General features: G+C 68.4%; 18 protein-coding genes. 11 read left to right on the forward strand and 7 right to left on the reverse strand.

The annotated features are described in order from the left end of the window. Positions 1–26 precede the first annotated feature (26 nt). Both IEW01_RS15930 and IEW01_RS15935 read right to left on the reverse strand, forming a co-directional pair. Positions 27–497: a GFA family protein gene (locus tag IEW01_RS15930; protein ID WP_188529630.1), complete on the reverse strand. Its 471-nt coding sequence runs from the start codon at positions 495–497 to the stop codon at positions 27–29. Between the two features lie 149 nt (positions 498–646). After that, a complete protein-coding gene (locus tag IEW01_RS15935; protein WP_188529632.1) occupies positions 647–2,221 on the reverse strand; it encodes a bifunctional metallophosphatase/5'-nucleotidase in 1,575 nt (524 codons plus the stop codon). Between the two features lie 150 nt (positions 2,222–2,371). On the opposite strand from IEW01_RS15935, the gene IEW01_RS15940 reads away from it, so the two are divergent. The 3 genes from IEW01_RS15940 to arsC are packed head-to-tail and all read left to right on the forward strand — an operon-like array spanning position 2,372 to position 4,121. Further along, on the forward strand, positions 2,372–2,713 hold the full coding sequence (locus tag IEW01_RS15940; protein WP_188529634.1) for a DUF952 domain-containing protein: 342 nt from the start codon (positions 2,372–2,374) through the stop codon (positions 2,711–2,713). Continuing rightward, on the forward strand, positions 2,710–3,774 hold the full coding sequence (locus IEW01_RS15945; protein ID WP_188529636.1) for a quinone-dependent dihydroorotate dehydrogenase: 1,065 nt from the start codon (positions 2,710–2,712) through the stop codon (positions 3,772–3,774). Before IEW01_RS15940 ends, IEW01_RS15945 begins: the two co-directional genes overlap by 4 nt. Next, the gene (gene arsC / locus IEW01_RS15950; protein ID WP_229738314.1) at positions 3,771–4,121 is read left to right on the forward strand and encodes an arsenate reductase (glutaredoxin); all 351 of its coding nucleotides are present in this window, start codon (positions 3,771–3,773) and stop codon (positions 4,119–4,121) included. Before IEW01_RS15945 ends, arsC begins: the two co-directional genes overlap by 4 nt. Here arsC and IEW01_RS15955 read toward each other — a convergent pair. The 4 genes from IEW01_RS15955 to IEW01_RS15970 form a co-directional block, all read right to left on the reverse strand. After that, positions 4,118–5,794 carry a Na/Pi cotransporter family protein gene (locus IEW01_RS15955; RefSeq protein ID WP_188529638.1) on the reverse strand — a complete coding sequence of 559 codons (1,677 nt, stop codon included), beginning with the start codon at positions 5,792–5,794 and terminating at the stop codon, positions 4,118–4,120. The genes arsC and IEW01_RS15955 overlap by 4 nt on opposite strands. Positions 5,795–5,857: 63 nt before the next feature. Further along, positions 5,858–7,183, reverse strand: coding sequence for an MATE family efflux transporter (locus IEW01_RS15960; RefSeq protein WP_188529640.1), 1,326 nt, complete (start codon positions 7,181–7,183; stop codon positions 5,858–5,860). Then, entirely contained in the window at positions 7,176–7,679 is a 504-nt protein-coding gene (locus IEW01_RS15965; protein WP_188529642.1) for a PaaI family thioesterase, read from the reverse strand. Before IEW01_RS15965 ends, IEW01_RS15960 begins: the two co-directional genes overlap by 8 nt. Beyond that, complete coding sequence (locus IEW01_RS15970) at positions 7,676–8,113, reverse strand: PaaI family thioesterase (RefSeq protein WP_188529644.1); 438 nt, start codon at positions 8,111–8,113, stop codon at positions 7,676–7,678. Before IEW01_RS15970 ends, IEW01_RS15965 begins: the two co-directional genes overlap by 4 nt. 173 nt (positions 8,114–8,286) lie before the next feature. Between IEW01_RS15970 and IEW01_RS15975 the strand changes: the two genes are divergently transcribed. The 8 genes from IEW01_RS15975 (at position 8,287) to IEW01_RS16010 (ending at position 16,573) form a co-directional block, all read left to right on the forward strand. Then, positions 8,287–8,655: a MerR family transcriptional regulator gene (locus IEW01_RS15975; protein WP_188529646.1), complete on the forward strand. Its 369-nt coding sequence runs from the start codon at positions 8,287–8,289 to the stop codon at positions 8,653–8,655. 139 nt (positions 8,656–8,794) lie between these two features. Further along, the gene (locus tag IEW01_RS15980; RefSeq protein ID WP_188529648.1) at positions 8,795–9,193 is read left to right on the forward strand and encodes a MerR family transcriptional regulator; all 399 of its coding nucleotides are present in this window, start codon (positions 8,795–8,797) and stop codon (positions 9,191–9,193) included. A 43-nt stretch (positions 9,194–9,236) separates the two neighbouring features. Then, the gene (locus IEW01_RS15985; RefSeq protein WP_188529649.1) at positions 9,237–11,015 is read left to right on the forward strand and encodes an acyl-CoA dehydrogenase C-terminal domain-containing protein; all 1,779 of its coding nucleotides are present in this window, start codon (positions 9,237–9,239) and stop codon (positions 11,013–11,015) included. Then, positions 11,015–11,227 (forward strand): hypothetical protein, encoded by a 213-nt coding sequence (locus tag IEW01_RS15990; RefSeq protein WP_188529651.1) that lies wholly within the window; start codon positions 11,015–11,017, stop codon positions 11,225–11,227. Before IEW01_RS15985 ends, IEW01_RS15990 begins: the two co-directional genes overlap by 1 nt. Before the next feature lie 327 nt (positions 11,228–11,554). Then, positions 11,555–12,760 (forward strand): acetyl-CoA C-acetyltransferase, encoded by a 1,206-nt coding sequence (locus tag IEW01_RS15995; protein ID WP_188529652.1) that lies wholly within the window; start codon positions 11,555–11,557, stop codon positions 12,758–12,760. Positions 12,761–12,772: 12 nt separating this feature from the next. Further along, positions 12,773–14,971 carry a 3-hydroxyacyl-CoA dehydrogenase NAD-binding domain-containing protein gene (locus IEW01_RS16000; protein ID WP_188529654.1) on the forward strand — a complete coding sequence of 733 codons (2,199 nt, stop codon included), beginning with the start codon at positions 12,773–12,775 and terminating at the stop codon, positions 14,969–14,971. A gap of 85 nt (positions 14,972–15,056) precedes the next feature. Beyond that, positions 15,057–15,719 carry a ligase-associated DNA damage response endonuclease PdeM gene (pdeM, locus tag IEW01_RS16005; RefSeq protein WP_188529656.1) on the forward strand — a complete coding sequence of 221 codons (663 nt, stop codon included), beginning with the start codon at positions 15,057–15,059 and terminating at the stop codon, positions 15,717–15,719. A 62-nt stretch (positions 15,720–15,781) separates the two neighbouring features. Next, a complete protein-coding gene (locus IEW01_RS16010; RefSeq protein WP_188529658.1) occupies positions 15,782–16,573 on the forward strand; it encodes a crotonase/enoyl-CoA hydratase family protein in 792 nt (263 codons plus the stop codon). 86 nt (positions 16,574–16,659) lie between these two features. Here IEW01_RS16010 and folD read toward each other — a convergent pair whose 3' ends face one another. Next, a complete protein-coding gene (gene folD, locus IEW01_RS16015; protein WP_188529660.1) occupies positions 16,660–17,559 on the reverse strand; it encodes a bifunctional methylenetetrahydrofolate dehydrogenase/methenyltetrahydrofolate cyclohydrolase FolD in 900 nt (299 codons plus the stop codon). Positions 17,560–17,562 lie beyond the last annotated feature (3 nt).

The raw sequence follows: 17,562 nt of genomic DNA on the forward strand, positions 1-17,562 counted from the left end.
TCAGCCTCGCAGCCGGGCGCGCAAGGTCACCCCGCCACCCGCGCCCGCTCGGCCTGGAACCGCGCATAGGCCTCGGGCCGCCAAACCTCGCTGCGGCGGTAGAACGCCTCGAACGATGGCATGTCCGCGGGGATCTGCACCCAGTCCTGCTTGCTGGAGGTAAAAATATGCACGTCCGGCCGCACCGCGCCGGTGGCCTCCAGCGTGCCCATCTTGACGTAGGAAAACGCCGGCCCCGTGCCGTGATACTGCGCCCAGAGCGCCACGCCGCAATCCGGGCAGCGCATCACCCTCTGGCCCTTGCCCGAGGCGGTGGGTAGTTCCATTGCTTCCGGCGTCCCGCGCGTCACCTCGACATGCCGCGTCTCGATCATCCCGTTCAGCCCGAAGGCCGAGCCGCTCTCGCGCTGGCACCAGCTGCAATGGCAGGCATGCACCACCAGCGGCACCTCCGTCAGCCGATACCCCACCGCGCCGCAACTGCATCTGCCCTGCATCTCCGCCTCCTGTCGCCGCTCCTCCCTTCATCCTGGCACAAATACCTCGGGGAGCGCGAGGGGCAGCGCCCCTCGCATCGGTCGGATTGCGCAGCAATTCGAAAAACCGGCGCGGGCGGCCAGGCCCGCGCCGTCCCCGGCGCCCGCGCTTACTTCGCGGTGATCCGCCCGTCGATGAAGGGCGTGTAAGGCGACCGCTCGGCGAGGTATTCCGCCAGCACGTCGGCCAGGTCGGGGCCGAAGTCGTAGACATCCTCGGCATCGACGAACATCCGGTAGCCGTCGCCGCCGTTGCGCACGTAGTTGTTCGACACGAGGCCATAGCGCGCTTCGGGGTCGATCGGCTTCCAGTCCATCCCGTCGGCGACCATCACGTCCGACACCCGCGCGCCGGGCTCGGCGGCGGCGTCGAAGGCGAAGGTCAGCCCCGCCACCTGCGGGAAGCGGCCCGCGCCTTCCTCGATCTGGCTCACGCCGTTCTCCAGCGCGTCGATCACCGTCTGGCCCGAGACGTAGTAGGTCGACAGCGTGTTCTGGAACGGCAGAACGGTGAGCACCTCGCCCATCGTCACCGGCCCGGCGTCGATCGAGGCGCGCAGGCCGCCGCCGTTCTGGATCGCGATCTCGATGCCCTGGTCGGCGACGCGCGCGAGCATGGCGTCGGCCACGAGCGTGCCCATCTGGCACTCCATCGCCCGGCAGGAGGTCCGATCGCCGTCGATCGGCTCGGCGGTTTCGGCCACCACCTGCTGGCGCATCTCGTCGATCGGCGCGGCCAGCTCGGCCACGCGCGCCTTGATCTCCTCGTCCTCGGCCACGGCGGCGTCGAGCAGGAGCGGCTCTCCCTCGGCCGAGGTCACGTTGCCGGCGTCATCGAAGGTCACCGTGAGCTGGCCGAGATACTTGGAATAGGCATAGGCCTGCACCACCGGCACCTCGCCGGCCATCGTCGGGTAGGGCTGTGCGCCCTCGACGGTGTTCGACATCAGCGTGTGCGAATGGCCGCCCACCACCACGTCGATCCCGGGCACCGCTTCGGCGATCTCGAGGTCATGAGAGAAACCGATATGGGTGAGCGCGATGATCTTGTTGATGCCTTCGCGCTCCAGCGCGGCCACGTCAGCCTTGAGGCTGTCGACGGCATTCTGGAAGATCACGTTCGGCCCCGGGCTCGAGGTTTCGGCGGTGTCGGTGGCCAGCACCGAGATCACCCCGATCCGCTCGCCACCGATCTCGAGCACCACGTGGTTTTGCACCTTGTCGGCCAGGATGTTCGACTGGCTGACGTCGATGTTGCCCGAGATCACCGGGAATTCCACCGCCTCGATCAGCTTGAGCAGACCCTCGGGGCCATCGTCGAACTCGTGGTTGCCCACCGCCATCACGTCGTAGCCGACGCGGCCCATCATCTCCGCCTCGACCGCACCCTTGTGCGTGGTGTACATCAGCGAGCCCTGGTACTGGTCGCCCGCGTCCATCAGCACCACGTTGCCACCGTCGAGCGCGGCGCGCGCCTCGTCGACAGCGGTCTTGAGACGGGCGTAGCCGCCGAAACACTCGCCCGCTTCGTTGTCTTCCGCCGAACAGGTCGAATCGTATTTCGAGATCGGCTCGATCCGGCTGTGCAGATCGTTGGTATGCAGGATGGTGAGCGTGTAATCCGCCCAGGCCGTGCCGGTGGTCAGCGCCAGCGCGGCGACGGATGCGAGAAGACGATTGGTCATGGGTGCCCCCTGAAATTGAACTGGTGCAAGCTTGGCGCGAGTCGGTCACGCCTGTCAAAGCTCAACACGCGGTCACATTGCATCTCGGCGTGACATCCGCGTAACAGCGCCGGCTTGACGCGGGCACGCGGCGCGGGCACATCAGCGGCCATGCTGATCTACAAAATCTTCCGCAGTCCCGAATGGGCGGCCTTCGAAGCGGCCGGCAGCACGCCGGGCGCACCGGTCGATCTGGCCGACGGGTTCATCCATTTCTCCACCGCCGAGCAGGCGCGGGAAACCGCCGCGAAACATTTTGCCGGCGAGGCCGGGCTGGTGCTCGTCGCCGTTGAGGTGGACCGGCTCGGCACCGACCTGCGCTGGGAGCCCTCGCGTGGCGGGGCGCTGTTTCCGCATCTCTACCGTGAGCTCGATGCCACCGACGTGGCCTGGACCGAGCCCTTGCCGCTCGGCTCCAATGGCGCGCATGACTTCCCCGGAGCGATGACATGACTCCCTTCGAACGTCTTGGCATGGCGTTTCTGCACCGGTTCGGCCCCGAGGCCGCGCACGGCCTTTCGCTGATGGCGCTGAAGGCCGGGGTCGCCCCGGTGCCCGGGCTGCGCACCAGCCCGGCGCTGGCGACCACCGTGGCCGGGCTCAAGCTGCCCAACCCGGTGGGATTGGCGGCGGGATACGACAAGAACGCCGAGGTGGTCGACGCGCTGGCGCGGGCGGGCTTCGGCTTCGTCGAGGTCGGCGCGGTGACGCCGCGGCCGCAACCGGGCAACCCCAAGCCCCGGCTGTTCCGGCTTTACGAGGACGGCGCGATCATCAACCGGATGGGCTTCAACAACGAAGGGATGGAGGCCGCCGCGGCGCGGCTGACCCGGCGTTGCCGCACCCACCCGGTGCCGATCGGGCTCAACCTCGGGGCGAACAAGGACAGTGACGACCGCGCCGGCGATTACGTTGCGGTCCTGGCGGCCTGTGGCCCGCATGTCGATTTCGTCACCGTCAACGTCTCGTCGCCCAACACCGAGCGGCTGCGCGATCTGCAAGGCCCGGTCGCGCTGCGCGCGCTGCTCACCCGGGTGCTGGAAGAGCGCGAATCCCAGGACAGGTTCCTGCCCGTCTTCCTCAAGATCGCCCCCGATCTCGGCGGCGAGGAGATCGAGGCGATCGCCGAAGTCGCGCGCGGGACGCGGCTCGACGGGATCATCGCGACCAATACCACGCTGGACCGCGAAGGCTTGAAAAGTGTAAATAAGAGCGAACAGGGCGGCCTTTCTGGCACGCCATTGTTCGAAAAGTCCACGCGCGTGCTCGCGCGCCTCTCGGCGCTCACGCAGGGCCACCTGCCGCTGATCGGCGTTGGCGGGATCTCCAGCGCGGAAGACGCCTATGCCAAGATCCGCGCGGGCGCCTCCGCCGTGCAGGTCTATTCCGCGCTCGTCTACAACGGCTTGAGCCTCGTCGACGATATCGTGCGCGGGCTCGAGGTGCTGCTCGCGCGCGACGGGTTCGCCCACGTTTCGCAGGCGGTGGGCACGGCAAGAGGAGACTGGCTTTGACCGATGACGTGACGATCTGGCACAACCCGAGGTGCAGCAAGAGCCGCCAGGCACTGGCTCTGCTCGAAGAGCGGGGCATCAACGCGGCGGTGCGCCGCTACCTCGACGACGCCCCGAGCGAAGACGAGATCCGCACAGCCCTTGCCGCGCTCGGTCTGCGCCCGATCGAGGCGATGCGCACCAAGGAAAAAGAGTTCAAGGACATGGGGCTGTCGAAGGACAGCGACGACGCGGCGCTGATCCGCGCCATGGCCGAAGTGCCCAAGCTGATCGAGCGGCCGATCGTCTTCGCCGGCGGCAAGGCCCGGCTCGGCCGCCCGCCCGAACAGGTGCTCGAGATTCTCTAGCCCGGCGGCGGCTCGGAGGCGGGCAGTGTTCCGTTCGCTCCCTCCGCCTCGGCCACCTCGCGGGCGATCCGGCGGGTGAGGCGGAAGATATCGTCGAGGATCTCGACCAGTTCCACCTCGCGGGTATAGGTCTGCACCCGGCGCGGCGCCTCCGCCGTCAGCCGCTCGATCCCGTGCAGCGCGATTTCTCGCCCCATCGCGCGCATCGTGCCCTTCATCCCGCGCACCTGCCGCGCCCGCTCCGCGTCGCCGGTCTCGAAGGCCTCTATCGCGCCGTGCAATGCCGCCGCCACTTCCGCATGGAACCGCGCGATCACCCGGCGCGTCGCGGTGCTCACCAGAACCCGATCGTCAAGCCGCTTCTGCGACGAGATCACCACGTCGCGCGCCACCATGTCGGCGATCTGTTCAATGTCGTTGGCCACCGAGATCAGCCTAACCAGCCGGGACGATTGTTCCGGGCTGAGGCGGCGCAGGCTGACCGCGCCGAGGTAATCGACGATGGCGGCGTGCAACCGGTCAACCGGCTTGTCGGTGGCCGCGAGGGCATCGAGTTTCACCCGTGGCCCCTCGATCGCCACCGGCAGCACGCTCTCGACCATCCCGGCCACCCGGTAGCCCAGACGGGCGATCTCGCGGGCCGCGGCATCGAGCGCGATGGCGGGCGTGTCAAGCAGCGCCCGGTCGAGGAATTTCGGCGAGCCCTCGGCGTCGACGACATCGGGCCGGTCGGGCACCAGCCATTCGACCAGCCGCGCGAAGGGCGCGGTGAAGCCGATCAGCACGAGCATGTTGACGACGTTGAAGATCGTATGCGCCCAGGCGAGGCCGCGCGCGCTATCGCCCGCCGGCGCGATCGCGCTGGCCACCAGCGCGAGCTGCGGGATGAACCAGACCCAGGCGAGAACACCCGCGACGTTGAACAAGGTGTGCACCAGGGCCGCGCGCACCGCCTCGCGCGGCTTGCCCGTCGCGGCCAGCAACGCCGTGATGCAGGTGCCGATGTTCGCGCCCAGCGCCGCGCCGATGGCCGCCTCGAGGCTCAACAGCCCCTGCCCCGCCAGCACGATCAGAATGCCGGTGGTGGCCGAGCTGGATTGCACCAGCGCGGTGAAACCCGCCCCCACAAGCAGCGCCAAAACCGGCGCGTCGAGCGAGGCCATGGCGCTCAGGAAGCCCGGGTATTGCGCCAGCGGCGACATCGCGTCCGACATCACGGCCATGCCGTAGAACACCAGTCCGAGCCCGATCACGGCCTGCCCGTATTCCTGCCACACCCGGTCCTTGGCGATGAGCATCGCGGCCACGCCGAGCGTTACCATCGGCAGCGCCAGCGTGGTGATCTTGAAGGCGAGGATCTGCGCGGTGACGGTGGTGCCGATATTGGCCCCCATGATCACCGCCACCGATTGCGCCATCGTCATCACGCCCGCCGAGATGAAACCGACCAGAAGCACCGTGGTCACCGACGAGCTTTGCACGACCGCCGTCACCCCCGCCCCGAGCAGAACGCCCTTCAGCCGGTTCTCGGTCAGCCGCGCCAGCAGCGCGCGCATCCGGTCGCCGGTGACCCGCTTGAGCGCGCGGGTCAGCAGGTCCATCCCGAAGAGAAACAGCGCAAGCCCCCCGAGCAGGCCGGTCCAGAGCTCGAAATTGGCGAAGATGTCCCTCATGGCGCGCCGCCCGGCCTCCCTTGGGTCCAGCATAGGCGGCGCGCTGGGGCTTGCACAGGGGGGTCAGCGGTCGGCCTGCGCCTCCAGCGCGGGGTAGCGCAGCCCGAGCCCTACGCCGCGCGCGACGTAGGAGAGCAGGTAGGCCACCCAGAGCCCGTGGTTTGCGAAAGGCGGGATCAGCAGCGCCAGCGCGGCGAGGAAGACGAGCCCGGCCAGGGCAGTGGTGTTGCGCATCTCGCGGGTGGCTGTGGCGCCGATGAAGATGCCGTCGAGCATCCACGGCGCCCAGCCGAGGATCGGCGCGGCCACCATCCACGGCAGGTATTCGCGCGCCGCCGCCTGCACCGCGGTGTCTTTCGCCATCACGTCGATGATCAGCCCACCGGCGACGAGAAAGCCTGCCGCCATCGCCAGCGCCATCACGCCCCCCCAGATCGAACTGAGCTGCGCCGAGCGCCGCAGCGCCGCGCGGTTTTTCGCACCCAGCGCCTGGCCGACGAGGCTTTCGGCCCCGAAGGCGAAACCGTCGAGCGCGAAGGCGGATATGTGCAGGAACTGCACCAGAACCTGGTTGGCCGCCAGCGTCACGTTGCCGAAGCCCGCGCCGAAGAACATGAAGCTCACCACGATCGCTTCCAGCAGCAGGCTGCGAACCAGGATATCGGTGTTGACCCGGGTCATCCGGGCAAGCCGCACCCGGTCAAACACGCGCGGCCAGTCGCGCCACGCGGGCTGGCGGAAGGCGGCGCGGCAGAGCCACAGGCCAAGCCCCAGCCCCAGCCATTCGGCGATGAAGGTGGCAAAGGCCACGCCCTCGACCCCCCAGTCGAGCACGAGCACGAAGAGCAGGTCGAGCACGATGTTGACGAGGTTCATCGTCACCTGAACCGCCAGCAGCGCCCTTGTGCGCTCCTGCGCGATGAGCCAGCCCATGATGCCGAACAGCGCGATCGCCGCCGGGGCCGACCAGACCCGGATGCCCATGTAGCCCTCGGCCAGCGCCTCGACCTCGGCGGTGGCGGGCGAGATCAGGAACGCGCCGAAGAACAGCGGCGTCTGCAGCAGGATCAGGCCGATGCCGGCGGTGAACCCGATCATCAGCACCCGGGTGAGAAGCGCCGCCACCTCGGCGCCGTCGCCCGCGCCCTTCGCCTGCGCCGTCAGCCCCGCCGTGCCCATGCGCAGGAAGCCGAACATCCAGTAGATCGCGGTGAGGATCACCGCGCCGATGCCCACCGCGCCGATCGGTACCGCCTCGCCCAGCTGCCCCACCACCCCGGTGTCGACCGCGCCGAGGATCGGCACCGAGATATTGGCCAGCACCACCGGCACGGCGATGTTGAGTACGCGGCCGTGGGTGATCGGGCGGGGCGCGGCGGCCTCAGTCATCGCGCGCCGGCATCAGGAAATGCCCGGTGGCGGCGGCAAAGAGCTTGTCGCGGTTATCCTGCCAGGCCTCCACCTGGACGCTGGCGTAGCGCCGCCCCGAGCGCACCACGCGGGCCCGGGCATAGGCGTCGCGCGGGAGGCCCGCGCGCAGGTAGTCGACCGTGAAATCAATCGTTTTCGGCAGGCGCGGCATGGTTTCGGCGGTGATCTGCTCGGGATCGAGCTGTTTGCTCTCGACCTCGGCCCAGAGCATCTGCCACGCCAGTTCCATCGTCGCCGTGGATTCGAGGAAGGCCGCCGTCACCCCGCCGTGGATCGCCGGCAGCATCGGGTTGCCGACGAGCTTGTCGGTGAAGGGCAGCGTCGCGGTAAGCTCGTCGCCCTTGCGCTCGAACTCGATCCCGAGCCAGGCGATATAGGGCACGCCGCTCACCAGCCGCGCCAGCGCCGTATCGCGCCGCTGCTTGATGACCTGCACCGGTTCGGGACGTTTCACGACAGCGCCTCCGTGCTCGGTCGGCGGTCTTCGCCCGCTCCCGCCGTGAACGCCCCCGCCGCGCTCGCCACCGGCGTTTCGGCGTCGTCGTCATGGGCGACGGCGCGCACGAAGGCCACCGAGCGGGTCACGTGATAGCAGGTCGCGCGCGCCACGATGCGCTGGCCCGGCGTGGCCGGCCGCATGTAGTCGATGCGCAGGTCGAGCGTGGCGGTCACGCCCGGCGTCTTCTCCGCCGAAATCACCGCCGCGCCGCAGCAGGTGTCCATCAGCGCCGAAACCGCGCCGCCGTGAATCACCCCGGTCTTCGGGTCGCCGACGAACCGCGCGTCCCACGGCATCGAGACCACCGCGTAGCCGCCCCCGATCTCGTCGAGCTGCATTCCCAGCTCGCGCGAATGCGGGATCGCTTCGATGAACTGTCGCGCAATCATGGCCTTACGGTCCGGATCTGGTTCCGACACGGTGATCTCCCCGGCTTGTCCTGCCTCGTTTATTCGCTCTCGCGGCGCGCGGGGCAAGCCCCGAAGTGCGCGCGGCCGCGCCCGCACGCTTGCCAGCCCCGGCCAGCGCGCCTAGGGTCCGCGCACGAACCGGGACCAGGGCGATGACAGAGGAAAAGCTCAGCTTCAAGGAGATGTGCGCGCGCTTCAAGGTGACCCCGCGCACCCTGCGCTACTACGAATACATCGAGTTGCTCACCCCCGAGAAACAGGGCCGCAGCCGCCATTACGGCCCGCGCGAGGTGGCCCGGATGACGCTGATCATGCGCGGCCGCCGCTTCGGCTTCTCGCTCGAACAGGTGCGCCAGTGGCTGGAGATCTACGACCACCAGGGCACCGAGGCGCAGATGCGCACCTGGGTCGAGGCCGCCACCCGGCAGCTCGAAACCCTCGACGCCCAGATCGCCGACCTCAGCGCCGCGCGCGCCGAACTGGAAGCCCTGCGCGACGAGGTCGCCCGCGAACTCGACTGACCCGGTCACCGGCTTTCACATCCACGCGAGACGCAACGTCACACCGCGGTGACCCCGTGTCTTGACGTTGACGTAAAGGTCAAGCCGTGCATCATGGCCCCCGATCCGCCGCCACGCGCGGCTTTCGAACGAGGCCCGGATGACCCGCGACATGATGACGATCCGCGAGATGTGCGACACCTTCGGCGTGACGGCACGGACACTGAGATTCTACGAATCCAAGGAACTTCTTTCCCCCCTGCGCGAGGGCCAGAAACGGCTGTTCACCCGCCGCGACCAGGCCCGGCTCAAACTCATCCTGCGCGGCAAGCGTTTCGGCTTCCCGCTCGAGGAGATCCGCCAGTTGCTCGATCTCTACGACATCGGCGATCAGCAGCAGACGCAATACCGCGCCACGATGGAGCGGGCCCGCCAGCACCTCGCCGATCTCAAGGCCCAGCGCGCCGAGCTCGACGAGGCAATCCGCGATCTTTGCGAACAGATCGAATGGGGCGCGCGGATGCTCGCCTCTATGAGCCACGACGACGCCGCCGAATAGGCGCCCCTGCCACAGAAGGGCCGAAACGAGGAGGTTACGACCCATGCCGAGCTATACCCCACCCACCCGCGACATGGCCTTCGTGCTGCACGAGGTGCTGCGCGCCCAGGAGGCCGACATTCCCGGCTACGACGCACTCGATGCCGAAACCACCGCCGCGATCCTCGAGGAAGGCGGCAGGTTCGCATCGGAGGTGTTCCAGCCGCTCAACCAGGTCGGCGACCGCGAGGGCTGCCGGCTGGAGAACGGCGTGGTGCGCACCCCCACGGGCTTTCGCGACGCCTTCGACCAGCTGCGTGACGGCGGCTGGACCACGCTGGACTGCGATGAGGACTACGGCGGGCAAGGCATGCCGCACCTGATGGGCACCGCCATGGGCGAGATCTTCGCCGCCTCAAACATGGCGCTCAACATGTATCACGGCCTCACCCACGGCGCCTATTCCGCGATCCGGGCGCATGGCACGGAGGCGCAGAAGCGCAAGTGGCTGCCGAAGATGGTCAGCTGCGAATGGACCGGCACGATGAACCTGACCGAGCCGCACGCCGGCACCGACCTCGGGCTCATGCGCACCAAGGCCGAACCGCAGGAGGATGGCAGCTACAGGATCACCGGCACCAAGATCTTCATCTCGGCGGGCGAGCACGACCTTGCCGAGAACATCGTCCACCTCGTGCTGGCCAAGATCCCCGGCGGCCCCGACGGCGTGAAGGGCATCTCGCTGTTCATCGTGCCCAAGGTGCTGGTGAACGACGATGGCTCGCTCGGGGCGCGTAATGCGGTGAACGTGGGCAACATCGAGGAGAAGATGGGCATCCACGGCAACGCCACCTGCGTGATGAACTACGATGGCGCCACCGGCTACCTGCTGGGCGAGGAACACAAGGGCCTGCGGGCGATGTTCACGATGATGAACGAGGCCCGCCTCGCGGTGGGGGTGCAGGGGCTGGCGCAGGCCGAAGCCGCCTACCAGAACGCCGTGGCCTATACCCGCGAACGCCTCCAGGGCCGCGCGGTGACGGGGCCGGAAAACCCCGAAGGCCCGGCCGACCCGATCATCGTCCACCCCGACGTGCGCCGGGTGCTGATGGAGGGCAAGAGCTTCATCGAGGGCGCGCGCGCGCTCACCTTCTGGGCCGCCGAACTGATCGACCGGTCCGAGCGGATGGGCGACGCCGAGGCCGAAGCGCTGGTGAGCCTGCTGATCCCGGTGATCAAGGGCGTGCAGACCGACCGCGGCTTCGAGACCGCGGTGCAGGCGCAGCAACTCTACGGTGGCCACGGCTACATCGAGGAACACGGCATGAGCCAGTTCGCCCGCGACGCCAGGATCGCGATGATCTACGAGGGCGCCAACGGCATCCAGGCGCTCGACCTGGTCGGGCGCAAGCTCGCGGCCGATGGCGGCAGGCCGATGATGGCCTTCTTCGAGATGGTGAAAGGCTTCATCAAGGAAAACGAAAGCGACGACGCGCTGAACGCCGAGTTCCTCGAACCGTTGAAATCCGCCTCGAAAGACCTCCAGGCGGCGGCGACCTACTTCCTGCAATCGGGCATGAAAGCCCCCAACAACGCCCTCGCCGGCGCCTATGACTTCATGCACCTCTTCGGCCACGTGGCGATCGGGCTGATGTGGGCGAAGATGGCGAAGGCGGCGAGGGCGGCCCTAGACGAGGGCCGCGGCGATCCCGCCTTCTACGAAACCAAGCTCGCCACCGGCCGTTTCTACATGGCCCGCCGCCTGCCCGAAACCGGCGCCCTGCGCGCCCGGATCGAGAGCGGGGCCGAGCCGGTGATGGCGCTGGCGGCGGAGGCGTTCTGATGCCCAAGCGTTTCCGCCTCACCCGCCGCTTCCAGGTCGGCATGACCGAGGACGGCTACCGCCGGCTGAAACGGTTCGCGCAGGAAGCCGGCCTCGACGAAGGGGAAGCCCTGTCCTTCCTGTTCGAGCATTTCGACAGCGTGATGGACGAGGAGAAACTCACCCACCGGCTGAGATTGTTCAACACCGAGCTGGAGGCGCGGAAACGGTGAGGCCATGCCGGGCGGATATCTCCGGAGCGGGGGTTTCACACCCCCGCACCCCCGTGAGGTATTTTCGCCAGGATGAAGGGGCGAGGGCAGATCCACCCCGGCACGCGCACTGTGCCAATCCAGTCCACGCGCGCCGGGGCTTCACCCTGGGCGGTCATCGGCTCCTCAGCCTGTCCCGCACCTCCAAGCATGGCACGTTAACCTTAACGCCGGGTAAATGGGCACCCATGCCCCTTCATCCTGGCTGAAATACCTCGGGGGGTCCGGGGGGCAGCGCCCCCCGGCCTTGCCCGCCGGAGCACCCGGCACGAGACGAAAGGGAGAGACATGACAGACGCCTATATCTACGACGCCCTGCGAACACCCCGCGGCAAGGGCAAGCCGGACGGCACGCTGCACCAGGTGCCCGCCGTGCGGCTCTCGGCGCTGGTGCTCAACGAACTGGCCCGACGCAACCAGCTCGAGGGCCATGCCGTCGAAGACGTGATCTGGGGCAACGTCACGCAGGTCGGCGAGCAAGGCGCCTGCCTTGCCCGCGCCGCAGTGCTCTACTCCGATCTCGACGAGCGCATCCCGGGTGTGAGCATCAACCGCTTCTGCGCCTCCGGCCTCGAGGCGGTGAACATGGCGGCCAACCAGATCAGGGGCGGCGCGGGCGAGGCCTTCATCGCCGGCGGGGTGGAAAGCATGAGCCGGGTGCCGATGGGCTCGGACGGCGGCGCCATCGCGGCCGACCCGTTCCTCGCGATGAAATCCTATTTCGTGCCGCAGGGCATCTCGGCCGACATCATCGCCACGACCTTCGGCTTCTCGCGCGAAGATGCCGACGCCCTCGCCGTGGAAAGCCAGCGCCGCGCGAAGGTGGCCACCGAGGAGGGGCGCTTCAAATCCCAGATCCCGGTGACCGACATCAACGGGCTGCCGATCCTCGAACACGACGAAATGATCCGCGAAACCAGCGCCGAAACGCTCGCCGCGCTCAACCCCAGCTTCAAGCAGATGGGCGAGGTCATGCCCGGGTTCGACCAGGTCGCGCTGATGAAATACCCCGAGCTCGAGCGCGTCGAGCACATCCACCACGCGGGCAATTCCTCCGGCATCGCCGATGGCGCGGCGGCCGTGCTGGTGGGCTCGAAGGCCTTCGGCGAGCGCCACGGGCTGAAGCCCCGCGCCCGCGTCGTCGCCACCAGCCGGGTCGGCACCGATCCCACGATCATGCTCACCGGCCCGGTGCCCGCCACCGAACGGGTCTTGGCCGCCGCGGGAATGCAGTTTTCCGATATCGATCTCTTCGAGGTCAACGAGGCCTTCGCCTCGGTGGTCTTGCGCTTCCTGACCCATTTCAACGCCGACACCGCAAAGGTGAACGTCAACGGCGGCGCCATCGCGATGGGCCATCCGCTCGGGGCCACCGGCGCGATCATCCTGTCGACGCTGCTCGACGAGATGGAGCGCACCGACCGCGAAACCGGCCTTGCCACGCTCTGCATCGGCTCGGGCATGGGCGCGGCCACGATCATCGAACGCGTGTGAGGAGGACGAACCATGGCTGATTTCACACTGAAAACCGGCACGGACGGCGTTGCCGTCATCACCTGGGATTGCCCGGGCAAGAGCATGAACGTGATGTCCTTCGAGGGCCTCGCCGAGCTTGACGCCTGCATCGACGAAGTGCTTTCCGACGACAGCATCAAGGGTGCCGTCATCACCTCCGGGAAAGACAGCTTCGCTGGCGGCATGGACCTCAACATCCTCGCCTCCTTGCGCGACGCCATCGAGGGCGATCCGGCCAAGGGCGTGTTCGAGGGGGTGATGCGGATGCACGGCATCCTGCGCAAGATCGAGCGCGCGGGCATGGACGCCAAGAGCCACAAGGGCGGCAAGCCCATCGTGGCGGCGCTGCCCGGCACGGCGATGGGGATCGGCTACGAGTTGCCGCTCGCATGCCACCGCATCTTCGCCGCCGAAACAAAGGCCAAGATCGGCCTGCCCGAGATCATGGTCGGCCTCTTCCCCGGCGCGGGCGGCACCACGCGGCTGGTGCGCAAGCTGGGCGCGATGGCCGCCGCGCCCTACCTGCTCGAAGGCAAGACCCTTGCGCCTGCCAAGGCCAAGGCGGCGGGGCTGGTCGACGAGGTGGTCGCGCCCGGGGAGCTTCTGGCCAAGGCCAAGGACTGGGTGCTGAACGCCAGTGACGCGGACCTTCTCAAGCCGTGGGACGCGAAGGGCTACAAGATGCCCGGCGGCGCGCCCTACACGCCCGCCGGTTTCCCCACTTTCATGGGGGCGGCGGTGATGGTGCATGGCAAGACCAAGGGGGTCTACCCCGCCGCCCGGGCGCTGCTCTCGGCGGTTTACGAGGGCGCGCTGGTGAGCTTTGACGAGGCGCTCAAGATCGAGGCGCGCTGGTTCACCAAGATCGTGCTCGATCCCACCTCGGGCGCGATGATCCGCTCGCTCTTTCTAAACAAGGGCGCGCTCGAGAAGGGCGCGGTGCGGCCAGAGGGGGTGGAGGATCAGCGGGTGCGCAAAGTGGGCGTGCTCGGCGCAGGCATGATGGGCGCAGGGATCGCGCTGGTTTCGGCCATGGCGGGCATCGAGGTTGTGCTGATCGACGCCAGACAAGAGGCCGCCGACAAGGGCAAGGCCTATGCCGAAAGCTACATGGACAAGGGCATTTCGCGCGGCAAGGCGACGGCTCAGAAGAAGGAAGCCACGCTCGCCCTCATCACCGCCACCACCGATTACGCCGCGCTCGAAGGCTGCGACCTCGTGATCGAGGCGGTGTTCGAGGATCCCGGCGTGAAGGCCGAGGTCACGGCGAAGGCCGAGGTGGTGCTGGGCGAAGACGCGATCTTCGCCACCAACACCTCGACCCTGCCGATCAGCGATCTGGCCAAGGCCAGCGCCCGGCCCGGGCAGTTCATCGGCATCCACTTCTTCTCGCCGGTCGAGAAGATGAACCTTGTCGAGATCATCCGCGGGCGCGAGACCGGCGACCGCGCGGTGGCCAAGGCGCTCGACTACGTGCGCCAGATCCGCAAGACACCGATCGTGGTGAACGATGCGCGCTTCTTCTACGCCAACCGCTGCATCCTGCCCTACATCAACGAGGGCATCCGCATGGTGGGCGAAGGGGTCGCGCCGTGGATGGTGGAGCATTCGGCCGAGCTTCTGGGCTTCCCGGTGGGGCCGCTGCAGCTCACCGACGAGGTTTCCATCGACCTCGGGGTGAAGATCGCGAAGGCCACCAAGGCGGCGATGGGCGAGGCCTACCCAGATGCAGACGTGGACGACGTGGTGTTCTGGCTCGCCGATCAGGGCCGGATGGGCCGCAAGGCGGGTGCGGGCTTCTACGCCTATGACGACAAGGGCAAGCGGCAAGGGATCTGGCCGGGGCTGGTGGAGAAGTTCCCGCTCGCCGAAGACCAGCCCGAGCTTGTGCAGGTGCAGCACCGGCTGATGATGGCGCAGGTGCTCGAAGCGGTGCGCGCGCTCGAAGAGGGCGTGCTCACCGATATCCGCGAGGGCGACGTGGGCGCGATCCTCGGCTGGGGCTTCGCGCCGTGGTCGGGCGGGCCGTTCTCCTGGCTCGATATGATCGGCGCGGGCAAGGCGGTGGAGATCTGCGATCGCCTGGAGGCCGCCCACGGCCCCCGCTTCGCCGCGCCGAAGCTCCTGCGCGAAATGGCCGAGGCGGGCGAGCGGTTCTACACCCGGTTCGACCCGGCCCGCGCGGCCTGACGCGGCACGACGCCAACCGGCGCGCATCACGCGCGCCGGTTCACCCACCCTTGCTTTTTCAGGCCGGATGCTGTCAGAACGAAGCATGAACGCCTATAGCTTCACCCTCTGCGGCGCGTCGCTCGCGCTTCTGCCCTCCGGCGCGCTGTTCTGGGGCGACGAAGGGCTGCTCTGCGTCTCCGATCTGCACCTTGGCCGCTCGGAGCGGTTCGCGCGCAATGCGGGCGCCCTTTTGCCGCCTTACGAGACGCGCGACACCCTCACCCGGCTGGAGGCCGATATCGAGGCCACCGGCGCCAACTGCATAGTCTGCCTTGGCGATTCCTTCGACGATGCCGCCGCTGCGAAGGGGCTCGACGCGGAGGCGCGCAACTGGCTCACCCGGCTGATGGCGGGGCGTGACTGGGTCTGGATCGAGGGCAACCACGATCCCGGCCCGCTCGACCTCGGCGGCACCCACCGCGCCGAGTTGCACCGCGGCCTCCTCACCTTCCGGCACATCGCCGAGCCGGGAGCATTGGGCGAGATCTCGGGGCACTACCACCCCAAGGCGCGGCTCTCGGCAGGCGGGCGCGGCGGGGCGCGCCCCTGCCTGCTGGTCGACCACGCGCGCGCGATCCTGCCCGCCTACGGCACCTATACCGGCGGGTTGCGCAGCGACGATGCCGTGCTTGCCACCTTGATGGGCCCGGGCGCGCTCGCGGTGCTCATCGGCCCGGTGCCGCGCCCGATCCCGATGCCACGCTGAACGCTGCGTCAGTCTTGCCCCAAGGCCCGGCCACGGCCATCCTTCGCCAAAGGGAGAAATCCATGACCGACCGTGTCACCATCACCCGCGACGGGCCTGTCGCCACCGTGGCCCTGAACCGGCCCGACAAGCTCAACGCGCTTGATATTCCGCTGATCGAGGCGCTGGTGCAGGCGGGCGAAAGCCTCGCGCGCGAACCCGCCATCCGCGCCGTCGTGCTCACCGGGGCGGGTGTGAGCTTCTGCGCCGGGCTCGATACCGCCGCCATGCCCGAGATCGCCCGCCTTGCGCGCGAGGTTGGATTCATGACCCGCAGCCACGGCGCCTCGAACCTGTTCCAGGCCGCGGCGATGGTCTGGGCAGACCTGCCCCAGCCGGTGATCGCGGCGGTGCGGGGGCATGCCTTCGGCGGCGGTTTCCAGGTGATGCTCGGCGCCGATATCCGCATCGCCGCCCCCGATACCCGCTTCGCGGTGATGGAGACACGCTGGGGCCTCGTGCCCGACATGGGCGGCATGGTGCTGATGCCCCGTCTCGCCCGGTCCGACGTGATCCGGCGGCTGACCTACACGGCCGAGATATTCGGCGCCGACAGCGCGCTCGACTGGGGCTTCGTCACGGAACTGGCGGATGACCCGCGCGCCCGCGCCACAGCTCTGGCCGGGGAGATCGCCACGCGTTCGCCCGACGCGGTGCGCGCCGCCAAGCGGCTGATCGGGGAGACGGCGCTGATGCCCGCCGCCGATGCGCTGCTCGCCGAGAGCGCCGCGCAGGAGGCGCTGGTGGGCCAGCCCAACCAGGTCGAGGCGGTGATGGCGGGGCTTGAAAAGCGCCCACCGAAGTTCACCGACTGACCACGCTGGCTTTCAGATTTCCGACATTCCAATGCAAAAGGGCGGGCCATTGCGCCGCCCTTCTTTACCTTTTCCTGCAATCGCGCTCAGGCGGTCAGCCCCTCGGGCTCGGCCAGCCCATGCGCGCGGCAGGTGGCCGTGAGGGTGTTGGCGAGCAGGCAAGCGATGGTCATCGGCCCCACTCCGCCCGGCACCGGGGTGATCGCGCCCGCGACCTCGGCCGCGCTCTCGAACTCCACGTCGCCCACGAGACGGCCCTTGCCGCCCTCCTCCGCCGGCGGCAGCCGGTTGATGCCAACGTCGATCACCGTGGCGCCGGGCTTGATCCAGTCGCCCGTCACCATCTCCGCCCGGCCCACGGCGGCAACGACGATGTCCGCGCCGCGCACCACCGCCTCGATATCGCGGGTGCGCGAATGCGCCACCGTCACCGTACAGCTGTCGCGCAGCAGCAGTTGCGCCATCGGCTTGCCGACGATGTTCGACCGCCCGATCACCACCGCGTTCAGCCCCGAAAGGCTGCCGTGGTGCTCGCGCAGCAGCATGAGGCAACCGAGCGGCGTGCAGGGCACCATTGCCTTCTGCCCGGTCGCCAGCAGGCCCACGTTGGAGATGTGGAAGCCGTCCACGTCCTTCGCCGGGTCGATCGCGTTGATCACGAGGTCTTCGTTCAGGTGCCCGGGCAGCGGCAGTTGCACGAGGATGCCGTTCACCGCGGGATCGGCGTTCAACCGGTCGATCAGTGCCAGCAGATCGGCCTCAGAGGTGTCGGCGGGCAGCTTGTGCTCATAGGAGTTCATCCCCGACTCGATGGTCTGCCGCCCCTTGGAACGCACGTAAACCTCGCTCGCCGGGTCTTCACCCACCAGCACCACCGCGAGACCCGGGGTGATCCCGTTTTCTTCCTTCAGCCGCGCCACGTGCTCGCCCACCCGGCCCCGCACCTCGGCCGCGAAGGCCTTTCCGTCGATGATTGTCGCCGTCATGGC

It is taken from the genome of Sinisalibacter lacisalsi (assembly GCF_014640115.1).
GTDB classification, from domain to species: domain Bacteria; phylum Pseudomonadota; class Alphaproteobacteria; order Rhodobacterales; family Rhodobacteraceae; genus Sinisalibacter; species Sinisalibacter lacisalsi.